Here is a 19,489-nt window from a genome sequence, read left to right as displayed (position 1 = left end):
CCCGGCGGCGTTCACAGCCCCGGCAGGCCGACCTCCATGCCCGGCGGCGCCAGGCGGCGCGACCGCTCCATCGCCAGGGCCGCCGGCTCCGGCAGCCCGAAGGCATGGAACGCACCGGCCAGGAAGTACCACCCCTCGTAGTCCGTCGGCGCGGCCCGCACGGCCATCGCCGCGCTGCGGACGCTGAGCTCTGCCAGCCGGAGCCTCAGCAGACCGTCCAGGTCGTCGCGGGCCGCCCACTGGCCGCTCGTCAGGGACACGTCCCACAGGGCGTCCGCACTCGTGGGCGCAAACCGCTCCACGAGCCCCGCCTCGGCGATCCCATGCCGCACGATGGCCTCCGCCGTCGAGCGGTCCTCGACCTTCTCGACCATGGAACTCAGGTGCCAGAGCCGCGCAAAGGCCAGTTCGCCGCGCAGTTCGTCAATCTGCAGCATCATCAGAACCACCAGGCCCACCAGCACGACGACAGAGCCGAGGCGCAGGCCCGCCGCTGCCGGCATGCTCATCGGGGCCGACCGTTCCGGTTCCTCGGGCTCGTCGGCCCGGCGCCCGTTCCCGTTGAAGCGGGTCGTGGAGTCCGAACGTCCTCGCACGCAGACGGCGGCCACAGCGAGTGCGGCCACGGCCGCCAGCATGAAGGTGATCGCGGGCTTGTGGAGTCCGTAGTCGACCAGGCTGTGCAGCGCGATCGTGATCAGCGCCACCAACAGGCCGGCGGCCATGGCCCGGCGATGCGGGGCGCTGCGCCGCCACCGGCGGCGGACGGTGGCCAGGAGCGTCACGGCCGCCAGCAGAACCAGAACGGCCGCCGGAAGTCCGCCTTCAGCAAGCAGTTGCGCGTAATCGTTGTGGGCATGCGCCCAGCGGCCGAACTGGATGCCGCCGGTCTGGAAGATGGGGAAGACGTGCTGATACGCACCGAACCCGACGCCCGCCAGCGGAGCCGTGCGGAAGACCTCCAGCGTCGCCCGGGTGGCCTCCGTGCGGCTGTCGGCTGCCGGATCGAGTTCGGCCAGGGTGCCCATGCGGTCGAACACGGGACGCCAGCCGACCCAGACGAGGCCGCCGACGACCAGGAGCGCCACGGCGGCCATCAGGCGCGGCCGCCGGCCGCCCCGGGCCAGCAGCACGCCGGCGACGCCCGCCGCGCCGAACGCGACGATCAGGGAGCTGATTCCGCCCCGGGAGAGGGAGACCCACACGCTGGCCGTCATCACCAGCAGGGCGAAGCCGATCAGCACGACGCGGTTGGCCGCACGCGTCGAGAGCCAGGCGACACGCTCGCGCCAGGTCTGCGCGCCATGCATGCGCACCATCGAGGCGGCCATGAGCAGCCCGAGCGTGACCCCTACCATCAGGTTCATGAACGCGGCGTAGTGGTTGCGATTCGTGAAAGGGCCGAACAGCGAGCCGCCGAAGCGCGGCACGTGGAACCAGAGGAGCAGCCGGCTCCCGCTGAACTTGTGGGCCATCCCCACCGCTGCCATGATGAACCCGCTGACGGTCAGCGCAACGGCCGTCCGACGCAACTGAGCCGAGGACTGAATGCCATTGGCCAGGACCAGGAAGACGCAGACGTACGCCACCAGCAGGTAGAGGCTGCGCAGGGTCGCCCCGGGGGCGGCCGAGACGCCCGCCCACTCGGGCTGCTCGTCCGCACCGCCCAGAAGGTAGTCGTCTGCACCGGCCGTGCGCATGGCCTCGAACGTCTGCACACGGGCCTCCCGTGCCTGGGCGCCCAGGGGGTTGAGGCGCGCGGTCAGGCCGCCGGGAAGCGGGAGCATCTGGAACAGCACCAGGCCCACCAACAGCAGCAGGCTGACGGTCGTCAGGGGGGCCCGCAGACGCGCGGCCGGGCATCGGATGACGCTCAGCAGCCACAGGCAGGTGCCGGCTCCGACCAGGAGGCTGACCAACAGGTACGCCCAGGGTTCGGCAGCGCCGAAGAGCCATGGCGCAGCCACAACGGCGGCGATCACCGCGAAGAGCCCCGCGCCGGACAAACGGTCCTTTCTGTCGTCCACGAGTCCATCCCCCCTACCGCGAGAGAGAGTCATGTCCCGCCGAGCACATCTACTCGATCGGTTCCATCGGTTCGCCCCGCACAAGCCGGCCCGGATTCGCACAGAGGAGCTGTGCGGCGCGTTCCGGCCCCACCAGGGACGCCAGACGGTCGCGCACCGGGGCAAACGACGGGCTGCGGGGCCCGGATGCCGAGTGCGCGTCGCTGGCCACGACGTGCGCCAGTCCACCCGCCAGGAAACGTTCGGCCGCGCGACGGGCGGACCGGCCGAACTCCCCCAGCAGCGCCCCGGCCGTCACCTGCGCCAGACAGCCCCGCTCGACCAGCTCGGCCAGGTACTGCGGGCGGCGCACGAGGGGCGCGTGACGCTCCGGGTGGGTCACAACGGGCGTGATGCCCCGCACCTGAAGCTGGAAGACCAGATCGGCCAGGGGCGGCAGGCCCTGCTCGGGCAGTTCCAGGAGCAGGTAGACGCCGCCATCGGCGACGGTCATCAGGTTGCCGGAGTCGAGCATCGGCAGCAGATCCGGCTGCAGGTGCACGTCGCCTCCCGGCAGGATCGACAGCCCCAGACCGCGTCGGCGGGAGGCGTCCCGGAGTTCGGCCACCCTCTCCAGGATCAGGGGGCGCGGCACGTTGTAGACGGGGTGTGCCATGTGAGGCGTGGCCACGACGGTCTCGACGGACTCGGCCACGTAGGCCTCGCACATGCGCAACGACTCGTCGAGGGAGGCCGCCCCGTCATCCACCCCCCACAGCAGATGGCTGTGGACGTCCGTGATGCGCCCGACGTCGGTCGATTCCATAGGCCTCTCCGACCCGCCGGGCGTGCGCCCACGCCGTGCGGGTGGTCCTCAGCCGGCCAGCGGATCCCCGTCAATAGGCCTTCCGGTAATCGCCATAATAACGCGAATAGCCGTAGTAGGCGTAGTCCGAGTAGTAGTACCCGAGCCGCGCCAGGTGCACGTCGTTGAGCACCCCGCCGAGGATGCGGGCGCGCACGCTCTCCAACTGACCCCGCATGCGCCGCGCGGCCGCCCGGGTGCTGACGGCCGACTTCGCGACGACCACCACGCCGTCGCTCATCGACGCCGCAACGGAGGCGTCGGCAACGAACAGGACGGGCGGCGTGTCGATGACGATCCGGTCGTAGACGCCCCGCGCCCGGCCGAGCAGATCGCGCATCGCCTGGGAGTCCAGCAGTTCGGCGGGGTTCGGCGGCGTCGGGCCGGTCGTGAGCACGCTCAGATACTCGAGCGGCTTGCCGTCGACGTTGGCCTGCTGAACGACCTCCTCGAGCGGCTTGTCGCCCACGAGCACGTTGCTCAGCCCAACCTTGTTCTCCAGCGAGAAGGCCCGGTGCACCATGGGCTTGCGGAAGTCGGCGTCGATCAGGAGCACGCGCTTGGCGCCCAGGGCCATCACGACGGAGAGGTTGCAGGAGGTCGTCGTCTTGCCCTCGCCGGGCTGGGCGGACGTGACGGTGAGGACCTGGCTGTCCTCCGGCGGGGCGGCGAAGAAGAGGCTCGTGCGGATGCTGCGGTAGGCCTCGCTGGCGGAGGACATCGGGCGCAGGGCGGCGATCTGGCTGCGGAAGGCGAACGGCGGAACCTCTCCGTCCTCCTCCTCCAGCGTCGGCACGAAGCCGAGCGCCGGCACACCCGCATACTGCTCCAGATCCTCCGGCATCTTCAGCGTGTCGTCCAGGTGCTCCAGCAGGAGCGCCAGCCCGCCCCCCAGGAACGTGCCCAGGAAGATCGAGAGCAGGATGATACGCGCCCGCTGCGGCCGGATGGGCAGGCGCGGCACAACCGCCTCCTGCACGATCTCCACGTTGGTGCGCGCGTAGTCGCCGGTCAGGTCGACCTCCCGCATCCGCTCGACGAGCACGTCGAACAGCCGCTGATGCCGCTCCACCTCCCGGATCAGCCGGTTGCTTGTGGCCGATTCACGCGAGAGTTCCAGCGCGTTCCGGTTCTGTTCCTCATACTCGGCCAGCAGTTGATCTTCCTCGTGCTTCAGCATGTCGAGCTGCTTGGTGGCCGAGACCACGATGCTGTCCACCGCGGACCGCAGTTCCTCCGCCAGCAGGTCACGTTCGGCCAGGGCCGCCCGCAGTTGGGGATGCTCGGGGCCGTAGACGTCGCCCAGGCCCTGCACCTTCTGCTCGGCGGCCAGCAGCCGCTCGTGCAGAGACTGCACGCCTTCGTCAGCCCGCACGCCGGGCAGACTGAACACATGGCCGCCGAAACCGTCGTCGCCGCCGCCGGGCGCCTCCGCCAGCACCTCATCCCGGACCATCGCCTGGGCCTGCAGTTCGATCCGGCGAAGCTGGGTCTCGGTGAGGCGGTCGCTCAGACGCCCCAGACGCACGAGCACGGGGTTCTGGCGGTCGGACGTGTCCAGCGTCGGCAGGCGCACCTCCTCGCGGAACTCCTGGAGTGCCGCCTCGGCCTGGAGGAGCTTCTGCTCCTGTATGCTCTTCTGTTCTTCCAGGAAGGCGAACGCCTCGCTGCTGCTCCGCTGTCGGCGCTCGATGTGATACGCGGCGAACGCACGGGCTACGGCGTTGACCACCAGGGCGGTCTGCGCCGCATTCGTCCCCTCGGAAGAGATGCGGAGCAGCGACTCGGTGTCGCGATCCACCGACACCTGGGCCATGCCGCGCAGGCGCTCCCAGGGAGCGGGCGGCGAACTCGGCACCCCTCCCAGCAGCGCGGAGATGGTGTTTCGGACCTCGGTGATGAGCCCGCGCAGCCCACCGGGAGGCGCCTCTGTCGCCTCGCCGGCGCCCTCCAGCATCTCGCGGATTCCCGGCTGCTCCAGCGCCTTCTCCATCACGGCCTGGCTCCGCAGCATCTCGCGCTGCGTGGCATAGAAGTACCAGTCGCGCGAACCGCCCTGCGCCTGCGTGATGTCCTCGAAGCCCATCACCCGCGGCCCCTGCAGCTCGATCAGCACGGAGCCCTCCGCCCGGTAGATGGGCGTGGCGCGGAATGCATGGACGGTGCCCAGCGTGACCACGACAACCAGACTCGTGAGGATCACCCAAAACCGCCGGCGAACGATGCCCAGGTAGTGCCGCAGGTCCAGACCGTCGCCCAAGGGCTCCTGGGTCGCATAGACCGGCTCGGCGCCGGGTTGTGTTGCGTCCGACATAGCGCTCCGTGTCTCCTCGCAGGCCGCTACGGCACCACGCTGGCGCTCGCCGACATGCTGGTGTTCAGGCTCGGCCGCCAGATTTCCGATGCCTTGCCCCAGAAGTCCGTGCCGACCACCAGCACGTCGCCAGGCTGCAGATACAGGGGGGGCAGGTCGCCCTTGACCACCTTCTTCAGGTTGATCTTGAACGCCTCCTCGCCGGTCTCCCGCTTGCGCACCAAGTAGCAGTTGGCGGCCCGGCCCGTGTTGGTCAGGCCTCCCGCCATGGCCACGGCGCGCACGGCGTCCACCGTCCGCCCGCTCTCGACCTTGAACGCGCCGGCACTCCGCACGTAGCCGAGAACGTAGACGTACCTCTCCACGCGCGGCGGGACGGTTACGATGTCACCCGCACGCACGGGCAGGTTGACCAGGAGGTTGCCGCGGTCGATCAGCTCGCGCAGGTCGATGCGCGTGAGCTGCCCCCGGGTCCCCGGCTCCCGGGGACGCATCAGCACGACCTCATCGCCGGCGTCCCGGGCCAGCCCCCCCGCCTCCGCAAGGCACTCCAGCACGGTGCTGGGTCCGCGCTTCAGAGGGTAGACCCCGGCCTTCCCGACCGCCCCGGCGACCGTCACGTAGGCGCTCCGGTACTCGACGACCTCGAGGCTGACCTGCGGGTTGCGCAGGTAGCCTTCGGCGTAGGCCGCACGCACGCGGTCCTCCACCTGGCGCACCGTGCACCCCCCCACGTCGAGTGCACCGACATAGGGAAGCGCGATGGTGCCGTCTCCGGACACCGTCAACTGCAGACTGGTCGAACCGTCGGCGGTCTGAAGCCCGAAGATCTGGATCCTCAGCACGTCGCCGGCCCCCAGGCGATACTCCTGATCCCCCTCGGGCCTCTCCTCCTCCCACGCGGCCAGCACGGACGCCAGCTGGCGCAGGCGGCGGTCCTCCTCCACCCGCTCGACGGAGGCGCGCGCGTCGCTCCAAGGCTCGCCCTTGATGGTCGCACCCAGGTCCAACTGGCTGCAACCGGCGGCCACGAACGCCAAAACGGCCGTGCACAGCAGACGGGACCGCCCGAGAGGATTCATGGCAGACAAACACCCCCGGCGCTATTCACGAGTAACGCGACACGCGCCGGAAGGGCAACGTCCGGCGGAGAGGGCCGGCCCGGCGGGGCCGGCCCAGATACGGCCGTAACGACACGCGGTGTACCCTACGGGCTGACGCGGCGACGACGGTGGCGGTAGTAGGCGTAGCCGCCCGCCCCCGCACCGACACCGGCAACGATCAGAATCGGCGCCAGGATGTCGGAATCACTCTCGCCATCCTCTGCCGGGGCACCTTCTTCGCCGGCAGCCGCCAGAAGGGTCAGCGCCGCGACCTGCTGGGCGGGCGTCAGCCGGGCATACGTGCCCTGCCCGCGGGGGATGACGATCCGCGTCGGTTCGGCGGTCGCCTTCGCATCGCGGCTCACGTGCAGATCCACGCGCGCCCGGTCGTTCACCACCAGCACATAACGCCCCACGTCGAGCGCCGGCAGCTCGACCATGCCCGCCTCGGCCGTCCGCACGCTCGCCAGGAAGTCCTTCGCACCGACCTGCCAGACCCGGATGAATACGCCACTCCCGACGTTCGTCATGTCAGAGTACATCACCTGCGCCCGCAACGGCGACGGAGCCACAGTCACAACGCCCTCGGCAGCCGCCGCCCCACCGCTCAGAGCCGCCACCAATCCAAGAACCGCCAGCAAGCCTTTCACGCCACTCACCTCAACACCTCCACTTCTCCTGAACCTCAGACCGACGTCGCGCCCCCAATGCCACCGGCGCAGAGCGCCTCCCAACCATCAGCAGTCAGTCTACCCGTCCACTGCAGGCGTGTCAAGCACTGTCTGGCGGAATTTCCGCGCAGCGCGTGCAGCCGAACGGATGCTGTCACTCCGGCACCCGGGCGCAGGAAGTGCCCGGCTGCGGCGGCGGCTGAGCCCCGTGCCGTACGTCTGTCCCACGGGCGCTCGGGTCGCACTCCTGCGGAGCCCGCCACACGAATGGCGGACAAGCCCTGTCCTCCCGAGGGCATACAGAGGCTACCACGCAACGGGCGGCGACGTCCAGCGCCGGACCATCCCTGAACATGACCGTGCATTTGTGGCTGCGGCAACAACCGGACATTTCTATCTGCCGTGTATAGCGGACATTTCTATCTGCGGTTGACATTCGCGAGAATTCGACTTGACAAAACCGATCGGGCGCGGTAGATTCCTCTACTGCATACGCTTCGGCAGAGTTGGCAGCGGCCGGAGCGGCCGGTGGCCTCGGCGAGACGGATCTGCCGAGACTTGCACACGGGGGCGGCAAGCGGAACGGATCGCCTGAGGATATGGTGCGCGGGTCGCGCGGTCACAACATCGCGTGCGCCTGTGGAGGAGATGGGCAGGGAACCGGCTGCGCATTGGGATGAGCGCGCCCCCCTGTTCGTACGGAGGGGATGACGTGATCTACGCGGTGACGTTCGCTCTTGCCTTCGGCCTTGGGCTCGTCGGCACTCTGGGGGCGCGCGCAGCGGCGCCAAGACTGGGCATCGTCGATCGCCCGGACGGCTTCCGAAAGCTCCACGCCGCACCCATCCCCCTGCTTGGCGGTGCCGCCATCTTTGCCGCCTTCTTCCTGGCATTGCTGGCCGCCCGGCACCTCGGCCGGGCCACCCTGTGGACGCCCGTCTTCCGGGGCGACGGCCTGCTGACCCTCCTCGGCGGCGCGGCACTGGTCGTGCTCGTCGGCATCTGGGACGACATCCGCGACCTGCGCCCCGCCGTCCGCGTGCTCTTCATGACCGTCGCCGCCGCGCTCATGTACGCCCGCGGCTACAGCATCGCGTCCATCAGCAACCCCTTCGGGCCGGCCATCGAACTCGGCGCCTTCGCCCTGCCGCTCACCATCTTCTGGTTCCTCGGCTGCATGAACGCCCTGAACCTGATCGACGGCCTGGACGGCCTGGCCGGCGGCGTCGCACTGTTCACCACCGCCACCATCTGCCTGCTCGCCCTCATGCTCGGCAACACCCAGAGCGCGCTGCTCGCCCTGGCGCTGGCCGGCGCCGTGGCCGGGTTCCTGCCGTTCAACTTCCCCCCGGCCTCCATCTACCTCGGCAGCTCCGGCAGCCTGCTGCTCGGCTTCCTCATCGCCTGCTTCGGCGTCAGCGGCTCCCACAAGGGCGCCACCGCCGTCGCACTCCTCATCCCCGTCATCGCCCTCGGCCTGCCCGTCATGGACACCTCCCTGGCCATCCTCCGCCGATGGGCGCGCGCCCTGCCCGTCTCCTGCAGCGACCGGCAGCACATCCACCACAAGCTGCTCGACATGGGCCTGAGCCACCGCACCGCACTGCTCGTCATGTATGGCGGCTGCATCGTGCTCGGCCTCTTCGCACTGGCCATCGCCGTCAGCACCCACGCGCAGACCGGCGCCCTGCTGGTCGCCCTGGCCGCGTGCGTCGTCCTGGCCGTCCGCATCATCGGCCGGCACGAGGTCGCACTGGTCAAGACACGCATCGTCGACGCCGTCCACACGCGCCGCGAACGCCGCCGCTGCCTGACTGCCAGCCACGTCGCCGCCGGCCGCATCGCCCGCACCGCCGACGTCGACGACCTCTGGCAGCTCGTCGTCGACACCGCCCGCGCCCTGCAGCTCGACGCCGCCGAGATGGCCCTGCGGCTCAACGGCCGCCGCGTCCACCGCTCGTGGACGTTCGGCGACGACGCCGACTTCGAAGAGGCCGCCTGGGACGCCGCAGAGTCCGCCCACCACGGGCCCGGCGCCCTCTGGTCCGCCGTCTACCCGCTGACGGTCGACGGCCGGGCCGTCGGAAGCCTGCACGCGCGCAAGTCCACCAACGGACGCGCGCTCGGCCCGTCGGTGCCGCACGCGCTCGACATGCTCATCGCCGCCCTGCGCGCGCGCGTGGCCGAGCTGCACGCTGCCGGGCCCGCCGGCCCCTCCGCGGGGCACGCCGCCCCTCCGGGCGGTCCCCATGCCGGTGGGGACGCCGCCCCCGAGCCGCCCGTTCTGCAGCCCGTTGGCGATGCCGTCGATTCATAGTATACTGTCCCGCATCGCCCGTAGAAGCACCGGAAACGAACCCATAAGCGTCCCTTGCTGAAAGAGCCCGCACCCCCGTGACCGAGCCGCTGGACACCGCTGCCGTGCCCGCAACCGACGCCGCGGCGTCAACGGACGCCGTTGCGGCCTCAGGCACGGACGCGGCGCCGGCCGCCACGCCGCCGCCCGTTGGCGGCGCGCCCGTTGGCGGCGCGCCCGTCGGCGGCGCGCCCGTCGGCGGCGCGGCGCCGGTCGGCAGCGAACCGTCCCTCACGACCCGGGTCGTCAAGGGCGCCGGCTGGGTCTTCGCCGGCAAGCTCGCCCGCGGGTCTGTCGCAACGCCGCTGGAAGGCGCCTCTTTCGGGAAGCCATTGGGACGTATCTCGAAGGTGGGCCCGACATGAAGAAGGTCTCCGTCATCTTCGGCACCCGCCCCGAGGCCATCAAGCTGGCCCCGGTCATACTCCGCCTGAGGCGGGAGGCTGGCTTCCAGGTCAACGTCTGCGTCACCGGGCAGCATCGCGACATGCTCGACCAAGTCCTTGACGTCTTCGAAGTCGAACCCGACGCCGACCTGAACCTGATGCGCCCGGACCAGGGCCTTGCCGCGCTCACCGCGCGCATGATCGAAGCCTTGGACGGCTATCTGGGCGCCGTCGAGCCGGATTGCGTGCTGGTGCAGGGCGACACGACGTCGGCCCTATGTGGAGCACTCGCCGCGTTCTTCCGTCACATCCCCGTCGGGCACGTGGAAGCCGGCCTCCGCACGGGAGACATGAACGCGCCCTGGCCCGAAGAGGCGAACAGGGTGTTGGTCTCCCGGCTGGCGCACCTGCACTTCGCCCCCACCGAGGCGAACCGGCAGAACCTGCTGGCCGAAGGGGTCCCGTCCGAACACGTCGCCGTAACTGGCAACACAGTGATCGACGCACTGCTGCTGGCCGTCGACAAGGTTAGAAGGGGCGCGGTGCCGATCGATCCCGCGCTCCGAGAGCAACTCCAGTCGCTGGATGGCCGCCGTCTCGTCCTCCTGACGGCACACCGCCGGGAGAGCTTCGGCCCGGGGATGCGCAGCATATGCCGTGGTGTCCGAGCACTGGCATCCGCTCACTCTGACACCGTGTTCATCTTTCCGGTTCACCTGAACCCTCACGTGCGCGAAGTGGTCTACCCTGTTCTGGGCGAACTGCCAAACGTCCGCCTTCTGGAGCCCCTCGACTACTTCTCGTTCGTTGGGCTACTGGATGCCGCAACGCTGATCCTGACGGACTCCGGCGGGCTCCAGGAAGAGGCACCGACCCTGGGCAAGCCGGTCGTGGTCATGCGGGAGAAGACAGAGCGTTCCGAAGGGGTCGCTGCGGGGACCGCCGTGCTCGTCGGCACGGATGAGGCCCTAATCATCGAAACCGTTTCTCGGCTGCTGGCTGAGGACGATGCATACACAGCCATGGCCCGTGCGGTGAACCCGTACGGGGATGGCCAGGCCAGCGACCGAATCTGTCGTCGACTGAGCATTGCGGGGCAGGGAACTTGATCGGTCGGATCCGCCAGCAACGAGATCTTCTCCTGCCGAAAGGCTCCCTTCGCGCCCGGCTTGCACGGGGAGCTTTCTGGACGATCATGGGCACGGGCATCGCCCATGTCCTGGGGGCAATGTCGTCCATCGTGGTCGCCCGGATCCTGGGCAAGACGGGTTTCGGCGAACTGGGTATGATCCGCAGCACCGTCGGCATGTTCGGGGTGTTCGCGGGACTCGGGCTCGGCCTCACGGCGACGAAGTACGTGGCGGAATTCAGGGACACAGACCCCACAAGAGCAGGTCGCATCCTCGGAATGTCGACTGTCGTTGCTGTCGGCTCCGGGGGTTTCTTCTGCACATTGGTCTTCCTGCTGACGCCATACCTTGCCGCGCACGCAATCAACGCACCCCACCTTGTGACTGAACTGCGCATCGCCTGCCTGCTGCTGCTGTTCAACGCACTCGGTGGCGCCCAGAGGGGTGCACTGGCCGGGTTTGAAGCGTTTGGGACCGTCGCCACGCTCTCTCTGGTACAGGGGCTCCTGAGCTTCCCGCTGATGCTTGTCGGAGCCTACTACTGGGATCTGCGCGGTGCCGTCATCGCCGTGACAGGCACGGCGGCAATGGGCTGGGCATTGAACCATGCAGCGGTTCGTGTCCAGGCCCGCAGGAAGGGCGTCCCCCTGACCTACCGCCACGCAACCAGAGAGATGCAGATTCTCTGGCGTTTCTCCGTGCCTGCAGTCATGGGTGGTGCGATGACCGCCCCCGCCACCTGGGGAGCACACGCGATTCTCGCGAACCAGCAGGGCGGATACTCCGAGCTTGGTCTGTTTGCCGCCGCGAGCCAGTTCAAGGGAGTCCTTCTGCTGGTGGCAGCACCGCTGGGTTCTGTTCTGCTGCCGATGCTGTGCTCGCGCGAGGGCGAAGCGAGTGACCGGTTCAAGCGTGTGAACATGGTTCTCACATGGGCACTGGGGGTCTTCCCCGCACTCGTACTGATTGCCCTGCCCGAACTGGTGAGTCTGGTGTTTGGACCGGGATACGCCAGCTTGCATTTCAACCGCGCGGTGGTGGTCGTCACACTTGCCGCCTGCGTCCTCATGTACAAGCAGGGACTGGCACGGGTTCTTGCCTCGCGGAGTCTCATGTGGTGGGGTGCACTCAGCAATGCGTTCTGGGCGCTTCTCCTGATAGTCGGGACACTGGCCATGCGCAGTTGGGGCGCAACAGGACTGGCTGCGGCCTACGCTCTGGCCTACGCCGTCAATACGGCAGTCTTCGTCCCGTTCTACGTGCGCAGGATGCTTGTTCCACGCAGCACGATCGTCTCTTTCGAGGCCGGTATCGTCTGGATGGTCATTCTCGTGTTAGGCTTCGCCACGCTGTGCAGAGCACCATTCGTGCCGCGTCTCCTGGCTCTGCCGCTGGCCACGGCAGTTGTCTTGTGGGCGTTCGTCCGCATCTCGGGCTGGGCCAGACCACGCAGCCCCCTGGCTGAAGAAGGCCGAATGAAGGCGGCGCCCATATGCTGAATGTCGCGAACACGGTCGTTGCCTCCGGTCTTTGCAGTGGCTGTGGCGTCTGCACTGCTCTCTGCCCCGTTGGCGTGCTCCAGATGAGGATCGCGGCCAATGGCGACCTGACTGCGTGTGACGTCGGCGGTTGCGTGGATTGTGGTGTGTGCCTTTTCGTGTGCCCGTTTGCCGAAGGAATCCATGGTTCCGTCCCGGAGAACAAGGCCCTCTTCGCTGACGAGGGGGCGGTTCGCGACCCTCGGCATCCTGCTGTTGGGTGGCATCGCGCCTGTTTCGCTGGCCACTCTGCGAAGGACGGGCATAGATCGTCAGGTGCATCAGGAGGCCTTCTCACCTGGCTGCTCGAATCCCTGCTTAGCAATGGCATGATTGACTGCGCCGCTGTTGTCAGGTTTGCGGGTGGACAGGACAAGCCTCTTTTTGAGTTTCGTGCTGCAGAATCGGTGGCAGATATCCGAAGGGCCGCTGGCAGCGTCTATCAGCCGGTTGAGCTATCGGGTGTGCTTCAGGAGATTCTGCGCGCCCCGGAGAGGCGTTGGGCCGTCGCAGGCGTTCCCTGCCTCTGCACTGCTGTCCGAAGAGCGGTCGGGAAGAAGCCCGCGCTGGCCCGGTCCATACCATACGTCCTGGGCCTCGCGTGCGGGATGTACCAGAACGTCATGTACACCGAGCTTCTCCTTGCCGAAAGCGGGGTCAAGACTGACGAGACGGTCGCCGTCCGCTACCGCGTGAAGGATACAGAAGGACCGCCGGGCGATTTCTGCTTCGTCGCGACACGCAGGGACGGTTCGGAAGGGCGGCCGATTCCTTACAGAGGCCTTCCGTTGTTCCTCGGCAGAAACGGGTATTTTCGACTGGACGCCTGCAACTTCTGCCGAGACGTCTTCGCCGGAGCAGCCGACGCCTGCTTCATGGACGCCTGGCTGCCCGAGTATGCACGCGACCCCCGGGGCACATCCCTCGTTGTCATCCGAAACGCCGGACTTGAGGCCCTCGTTGCCGGCGGCGTTGCGTCCGGAGACCTCGTTCTCGCTCCGGTCACTGCGGGCGATGTCGCCCGCAGTCAGCAGGGAGCCCTTCGCCGAAAATGGCGGCTCGCCAGAACGAGGACAGCGTTCGGCGTGTCCCATCGCCCGCAGCATGCCCCCAGAATCAGCCTCTCCGATATGCTATCCTGGCACCTTAATCGTTGGACACAACGCCGCAGCAAAGCCGCCTGGCGGTATTACGGCAGACGGCACGGACCGACTGCCTTCTGGCTGTCCATTGCCGACTTGCTCCTGCTCCAATCTGTTCTGATGCCTATTGTGATGCGTCTCGAGTCGCTTGTTGCGCGCTTCGTAGGCCTTCTGAAGCGATCACCGGATAGCAGCGCAGGAACCCGACAGGAATGCACACCATGAGAAAGCCCGCGTTCGTGATGTTCGGCATCGGTGGCGTCTACAACTACGGGTGCGAGGCCATCGTGCGCGGAACCGTCGAGATACTTCGCCAGGTCTCTCCTGACAGCCACGTCCGCTATCTTTCACAGCGGCCGACGGAGGACGCAGCGGCACTGTCTGACTGCGCCGTTCAGGTCGTCGGTTGGCAACAACGCGCCCGGTGGCATCCACTGCACATATGCAGGGGCACACTTCGTCGCATTGGCGCCCCCTATCGATGGATTCCGCCTGCTCGCCTCTCGTGTTTCCACAAGGACGATTGTGCCCTGTGGATCGGCGGGGATACGCCCGACATCGGCCTGGGCCCGTTCCGCTCCGATCAGACTGTAGCGCATTTCGATCTGCCCAGAGCCATCGCACGCCGAAGCGCAGGGCTTGTGATCTGGGCCACATCGGTCACCCCATGCCCCGGGGCAGCGGAGGCTTACAGGAGCTTGCTCAAGAGAGCAACTTTGGTGACCGCGCGCGAGCCTCTGACGCACCGATATCTGAGCGATCTGGCCGGCCACGACAAGGTGAAGTCCGTCGCAGACCCTGCGTTCCTGATGCCCGCTGCATCCGTCAATGGGGACTTCCCCTGGACGGATCACGCCAAACCCACACTCGCCGTGAACCTGAGCCCTTTGTCCGTCCGGACGGCATATGGACCGAATGGGATGGCCGGTGCGCTGCAGGAACAGACGGACTTTGTCGCAACCATGATGCGGAAGTTGGATGTACGGGTGGTCCTGGTCCCTCACGTCGTGGCACCCCATACGGAGGGCGACGACGACTGCCGTTACCTGGCCCGCATGCACGAACGCTTGCGGGCAGCGTGCCCCGAGCCGGATGCGGTCACCGTTCTGCCGGGTGGCCTGGGCGCCCGGCGGACGAAGGGGGTGATCGGCCAGTGCGACGCTCTTGTCGCGGCGCGCATGCACTGCGCGATTGCGGGGGTCTCGAGTGGCGTGCCAACGCTCTTTGTATCCTACAGCTCCAAGGCCAAGGGGATGGCTCAGTACGTGTATGGCGACCTCCAATGGCACATCGGGCTCACCGAGCTTCCTGCGGCCTCGACAATCGAGAAGATCGCATTGCTTCTGGAGCGCCGCTCTGCTGTCAGGGAGTACCTCCGCGATTCCGCGAATCAATTCCACGAGGATGCGTTCAGAGGAGGAGCCTTCCTGGCCGAGTGCCTGCAAGGTCAGGACGTATGCGGCAAGTAGAGCGGCAGAGAATCGGTTCACCTGGGAGCGTGCTTTCGAAAGGCCGCTCGACATTGGGGGGTCGCACTTGAGATGGCGACATATGACATCGATGGGTTGCCTTCGGAGCACAATCAGGGTACGGTTCGTACGGGTGACCGGCGTGCGGAACGTCTTGGAGTGCTGACGGCATGAGGATACTCCTGATCACACAAACGTTCCCGCCGGAAATGCGTGCGGAGGCATTCTGTGTGGGCAAGCTCACAATGGCTCTTCAGGACAGCGGACATCACGTCTCGGTCGTCTGTCGCAAGCCGAGCCACTTGCCTCCTGACGGTGCTCAAGATGCAGGGCTGTGGGCCCGGCTGCCAGTGCCGGAGCAGCCGGCTGAACCGCAGGCCCGTTCCATGCGGAAGCTGGGGGCGCTGGCCGCACGGATGCGATTCCTGAGCCCAGGCATCGGCGGGTTCCTGCCGAAGCTCTACAGGCACTCGAGAGCCATCCTTGAGCGGGACTCCTTCGACTGGATCGTCACTGGTTCCCCGTCGTCACCAACCGCTCATCTGGGGTGGGCACTCAAACGCAGATACGGTGTGCGTTGGGCGTGCCTCTTCAACGACCCCTCACCATGGTGCTTGAGCCCTGCGCCTTATGCCTCCGGCAATGCCGAAGGCTTGTGCGATCGGTTTCAGATATGGCGGGCACGTGCCTGCCTGACACACGCTGACGCAATACTAGCCCCTACCAGACGCCTTCTGCAGCTCATCGCCCGTGGCTACGCACTGGACGTTGACCGCAGGGGGATTGTCGTCCCACACATAGGGTGGCGCAGTCGGCAACAGGACGCGCTGCAGTGCAATGGCTGCCATCACGTAGTGCACCTAGGTTCCCTGGTGCATCACCGCAGTAGCCGATTGCTTGCCGCCACCCTGATCGCTCTGAACGAGCAGATCAGGGATCGGAGACTCCCCGCTGCCCTCCGGTTCTTCGGTCCATCCTTGGACGGAAGGTGGTTGGAGGGAGTGTTTGGAGGTGATGCAGATGCCGTGCGATACTGCGGAACGCTTGGCTATGCCGAGTCGCTGGAGACGATGCAGAAAGCAAGCGGGCTGATGCTCGTGGAGGCCGTGATGGAGACCGGCGTGTACTTGCCCTCCAAGTTGGCCGACTATGCGGCCTCAGGCCGGCCGGTGCTGATGTTCAGCCCGCCGAATGGCACTGTGGCGGATCTCGTGGGGGGGTTCTCGCACCCCGGCTTCCTTGGCCAGGACCCCGACGTGGCGTCCGCCAGGATCATCCAGTTTCTCGAACGCGCGGTGGCCGGGGAGGACCTGAGCGGATACCGCTTCCCGACAGCGGATGTGTTCGCGCCCGAGAGTGTGGCCGGGGCGCTCATAGGCGGACTTGAGTCGCTGAGGTGAACCATAGCACAGCCCTCATTACGACACGGATGGCGACTGCGACAGACCCGAGCGGCAATCGTGTTTCAGACAAGGCTGCACGCGACGTCCTTGTCTGCCTGCTGTTGGAGGGTGAAGCCCTCGCAGCAGCGGTGGGACTCTCGTCTCTCTGGGTTGGTGGCGAAAGGCGCCAGCAGAATCAGAGGGCGCGTTTGGCCGAACCTACGGACCTGCCCTATCATGCAGGCGGGTTTGGTGCGGCTGGCAGACGGACGGACCGTGCCGCTCACGACACGCTAACGCGAAACGTTGTTCCGCCCGAGGCCAGAACGCTCTCTTGGACATGTGCGGGCTTCACGAGAACACTTGGTATATAGCATGCAGATCGCCCAGGACAAGCCCACGCAAGCGAGGATGCTTGCAGTTGCTGACGATGCTCCCCATCCCGCGTTCAGCAGCCCATGGAGAGTCCGGAGCTGCGTGGCAATCAGGTCGTTCATCGTCCTGCAAGTGCTGCAGGCTGCGGTTCTGCTCGTATTCCTGCAGCCCCGGCACATGCCGCTGCTGATCGGTGGAGGCATCTGTTCATGCGTCGCATACGCGCTGCTGATACGACGTGAATTCCTGCTGAACGCATATGGGTTTTCGCCCTTTCTGTTCTACCTCACGACAGGGTTCTTCCGCCTCGGGCTCGCCCCCATCTACCTGGGCATTGCGGGGCTCCTTGGGCATGACGAAGTGTTCACATTCGTGAGATTCCATGCCCGGCCACACATCATGTACGGCTACGGCATCATGCTCGTCGGCGACATCTGCTTTGTGGCAGGCTATCACTTCCTGAGAACACGCAGGGGATTTGCTTCGTCGTCTGCAGAGACGAGAAGACTGCCAAGCGTTCGAGACATGGTGCGGCTGGGGTGCCTCCTGTTGGGGCTGGGTTGGTCCCTCCGTCTGGGCCGGATGGTGGGCCTTGACCTCCGGGCCTTTGGCTCTCTCTTCGCCATATTTGAAAATGGCATTCCCGCAGGCGCGCTGGTTCTCTTCGTATCCGGCGAACACAATCCACGAGAGCGGGTTGTGCTCTGGACGGTGGCTGCAATGAGTGTGCTGGGCGATATGGGCATGGCGCTCGGCGGCTTCATGCGGCAACGCGTCATTGTCGCGTTGCTCCCCGTCGTCTTGGGTGCTCTGTACCTGCATGCGCACCGAAGGCGCCGTCACTCCACCGCACTTACTCTCAAGCTTCTGTTCCCGGTGACATGTATGCTCGTAGTGAGCCTGTTCGTCGTTCTGGTTCTGTTCCCACATATGCATTTGCGCCGCCGTCATCGGGAGAACCCACGGCCAGCGGTGGAAACGCTGATAGAGGTCGCCGGCGCCTATTTGGGAGAAGATGCCGGTGAAAGCCAGTCCCTGCTATCGTTCCCGGATGGTGAGTCCTGGTCGTTCATCCGCCGCAACCAATGGATCACGGCTGCCGCCTGGGCATCTGCAGAGGTACGCGCACGCGGAACGATCCGGGGTCGCACGCTGCTGGACAGCTTCAGAGCGCTGGTTCCCCGCCTGTTCTGGCCAGACAAGCCACTCATAGCCCCCGGCCGCGATTTTGCGGTGTTGCTCGGTCAGGCGAAATCCTCTGACACTGCGACTACCTCGACTGGACTGGGGCTCGCGGCCACCCTGTACTGGAATGGTGGACTCGCCATGCTGCTGGCCGGTATGTTCCTCAACGGTCTTCTGTTCGCACTGGCCTGGCAGGCATTTGGCCCCTTTTTGGTCTCGAACCCCTTTGCATCCATCGCGTCGATGAGTCTGATCGTAGCGGGCCTGCGCCATTTTGAATCGGCTTTCTCCGGCGGGATCACGTACTACGCCCAATTGTTCATCGTCTCCTACACCCTCCTCTTGCTGACCAAGCGCGCTTTCTGCGACCTGGAAGCGCGTTCTGTTCGTCAGTCTTCTCACGAGCCTTTTGGCCCGGAAACGCGTCATGAACGCGCGGAGTGATTCTCCCAAGCGCACCCCGGGAAACGACGGAGCTTCCCTCATGCTGCGGATACTCCTTCTTGGAGCTGATTGGCACGGGAGCGATGCGCTGGGGCTTGCACGCGCCTTCCGCCGGCTCGGTCATGCCGTGAGACACGTTGCCCCGGACCGTTTCGTGCCGAACCTGGGGCGTGGGCTGGGACCACGCGTCGTGCGGCGAGTGATCCGCCCTATGTGTCACATGGCGTTCCAGCGGGCAGTGCTCGATGAAGTCGAGGTCTTCCGGCCGGATTGTGTTCTGGTCTTCAAGGGGAACGGCGTATCCCCTGCCCTTCTGCGGGATCTGCGCGCGCGTGGCCTCTGTCTTGTCAACTTCTACCCGGATGTCAGCTTCTTGTGCCACGGCAAAGACGTGCGAGAGGGTCTTGCCCTGTACCACCACATTTTCACGACCAAGTCGTTCGGGATCGCGGATATGCAGCGCATCCTGGGTCTTGAGTCAGCAGAGTTTCTTCCCCATGGTTTCGACCCTGACATCCACCGACCCCTGTGCGTGAGACCTGACGACATGGAGGCCCTGGGTGCCGATGCATCGTTCATTGGCACCTGGTCGCCCAAGAAGGAAGCCATGCTGGCTTCGCTGGCTGCGGTGTCCCCCCACATTAGGCTGAGAATATGGGGCTCGCAGTGGGAGAAGGCAACGGCCCCCCAGATCCGTGGAGTCGTAGGTGGAAGACATCTCCTTGGCGACACGTACCCGCTGGCGATAGGAGCGTCGCGTATCAACATTGCCATTCTGTCGGAGCAGCGCGAAGGGGCCAGTTCCGGCGACCTGACCACCTCGCGGACCTTCCACATACCCGCCAGCGGGGGCTTCATGCTGCACGAGCGCACGCACGAACTGCTGCAGTTCTATGACGAGGGAAAGGAGGTCGCCTGTTTCGGATCGGCAGAGGAACTGGTTGAGAAGACGCGCTATTACCTTGACAACGAGGAGGAAAGGGAGGCCATTCGGCTCGCCGGCCATCGGCGGTGTGTTGCGGAGAACAGTCTTGACGGCAGAGCCACTCGCATCGTGCAGTGGTTTCGGGAGCAGCATGGGGAGCAACCAGGAGACCATTTCGGGAAGGAGTGATGGTACGAC

14 protein-coding genes are annotated in these 19,489 nt (G+C 66.5%); 9 read left to right on the top strand and 5 right to left on the bottom strand.

Going from position 1 to position 19,489, the window contains the following annotated elements; all coding sequences use genetic code 11:
• Nucleotides 1-11 precede the first annotated feature (11 nt).
• The 5 genes from GXY85_09185 to GXY85_09165 form a co-directional block, all read right to left on the bottom strand.
• Nucleotides 12-2,027: an O-antigen ligase family protein gene (locus GXY85_09185; GenBank protein NLW50995.1), complete on the bottom strand. Its 2,016-nt coding sequence runs from the start codon at nucleotides 2,025-2,027 to the stop codon at nucleotides 12-14.
• Between the two features lie 49 nt (nucleotides 2,028-2,076).
• Nucleotides 2,077-2,832: a phosphotransferase gene (locus GXY85_09180; protein NLW50994.1), complete on the bottom strand. Its 756-nt coding sequence runs from the start codon at nucleotides 2,830-2,832 to the stop codon at nucleotides 2,077-2,079.
• Nucleotides 2,833-2,902: 70 nt separating this feature from the next.
• Nucleotides 2,903-5,185, bottom strand: coding sequence for a polysaccharide biosynthesis tyrosine autokinase (locus GXY85_09175; protein ID NLW50993.1), 2,283 nt, complete (start codon nucleotides 5,183-5,185; stop codon nucleotides 2,903-2,905).
• A 26-nt stretch (nucleotides 5,186-5,211) separates the two neighbouring features.
• Nucleotides 5,212-6,267 carry a hypothetical protein gene (locus GXY85_09170; protein ID NLW50992.1) on the bottom strand — a complete coding sequence of 352 codons (1,056 nt, stop codon included), beginning with the start codon at nucleotides 6,265-6,267 and terminating at the stop codon, nucleotides 5,212-5,214.
• Between the two features lie 125 nt (nucleotides 6,268-6,392).
• Nucleotides 6,393-6,947, bottom strand: coding sequence for a hypothetical protein (locus tag GXY85_09165; protein NLW50991.1), 555 nt, complete (start codon nucleotides 6,945-6,947; stop codon nucleotides 6,393-6,395).
• 724 nt (nucleotides 6,948-7,671) lie between these two features.
• Between GXY85_09165 and GXY85_09160 the strand changes: the two genes are divergently transcribed.
• The 9 genes from GXY85_09160 (at nucleotide 7,672) to GXY85_09120 (ending at nucleotide 19,480) form a co-directional block, all read left to right on the top strand.
• The gene (locus GXY85_09160) at nucleotides 7,672-9,276 is read left to right on the top strand and encodes an undecaprenyl/decaprenyl-phosphate alpha-N-acetylglucosaminyl 1-phosphate transferase (protein NLW50990.1); all 1,605 of its coding nucleotides are present in this window, start codon (nucleotides 7,672-7,674) and stop codon (nucleotides 9,274-9,276) included.
• A 77-nt stretch (nucleotides 9,277-9,353) separates the two neighbouring features.
• Complete coding sequence (locus tag GXY85_09155) at nucleotides 9,354-9,680, top strand: hypothetical protein (GenBank protein ID NLW50989.1); 327 nt, start codon at nucleotides 9,354-9,356, stop codon at nucleotides 9,678-9,680.
• The gene (gene wecB / locus GXY85_09150; protein ID NLW50988.1) at nucleotides 9,677-10,810 is read left to right on the top strand and encodes a UDP-N-acetylglucosamine 2-epimerase (non-hydrolyzing); all 1,134 of its coding nucleotides are present in this window, start codon (nucleotides 9,677-9,679) and stop codon (nucleotides 10,808-10,810) included. The genes GXY85_09155 and wecB overlap by 4 nt, the downstream gene beginning before the upstream one ends.
• 86 nt (nucleotides 10,811-10,896) lie before the next feature.
• The gene (locus GXY85_09145) at nucleotides 10,897-12,330 is read left to right on the top strand and encodes an oligosaccharide flippase family protein (protein ID NLW50987.1); all 1,434 of its coding nucleotides are present in this window, start codon (nucleotides 10,897-10,899) and stop codon (nucleotides 12,328-12,330) included.
• On the top strand, nucleotides 12,324-13,736 hold the full coding sequence (locus GXY85_09140; GenBank protein NLW50986.1) for a 4Fe-4S ferredoxin: 1,413 nt from the start codon (nucleotides 12,324-12,326) through the stop codon (nucleotides 13,734-13,736). Before GXY85_09145 ends, GXY85_09140 begins: the two co-directional genes overlap by 7 nt.
• Nucleotides 13,733-14,980 carry a polysaccharide pyruvyl transferase family protein gene (locus GXY85_09135; GenBank protein NLW50985.1) on the top strand — a complete coding sequence of 416 codons (1,248 nt, stop codon included), beginning with the start codon at nucleotides 13,733-13,735 and terminating at the stop codon, nucleotides 14,978-14,980. Before GXY85_09140 ends, GXY85_09135 begins: the two co-directional genes overlap by 4 nt.
• Nucleotides 14,981-15,150: 170 nt before the next feature.
• Nucleotides 15,151-16,380, top strand: a complete 1,230-nt coding sequence (locus tag GXY85_09130) for a glycosyltransferase family 4 protein (GenBank protein NLW50984.1) — start codon at nucleotides 15,151-15,153, stop codon at nucleotides 16,378-16,380.
• Nucleotides 16,381-16,737: 357 nt separating this feature from the next.
• Complete coding sequence (locus GXY85_09125) at nucleotides 16,738-18,366, top strand: hypothetical protein (GenBank protein NLW50983.1); 1,629 nt, start codon at nucleotides 16,738-16,740, stop codon at nucleotides 18,364-18,366.
• A 40-nt stretch (nucleotides 18,367-18,406) separates the two neighbouring features.
• Nucleotides 18,407-19,480: a glycosyltransferase gene (locus GXY85_09120; protein ID NLW50982.1), complete on the top strand. Its 1,074-nt coding sequence runs from the start codon at nucleotides 18,407-18,409 to the stop codon at nucleotides 19,478-19,480.
• The last annotated feature ends 9 nt before the right edge of the window (nucleotides 19,481-19,489 follow it).

The organism is Candidatus Brocadiaceae bacterium (assembly GCA_012728835.1).
In the GTDB taxonomy this organism is placed as follows: Bacteria; Planctomycetota; Brocadiia; order SM23-32; family SM23-32; genus JAAYEJ01.
Note: the sequence above shows the minus strand (reverse complement) of the source record. Positions and strands in the feature narration are given on the sequence as shown.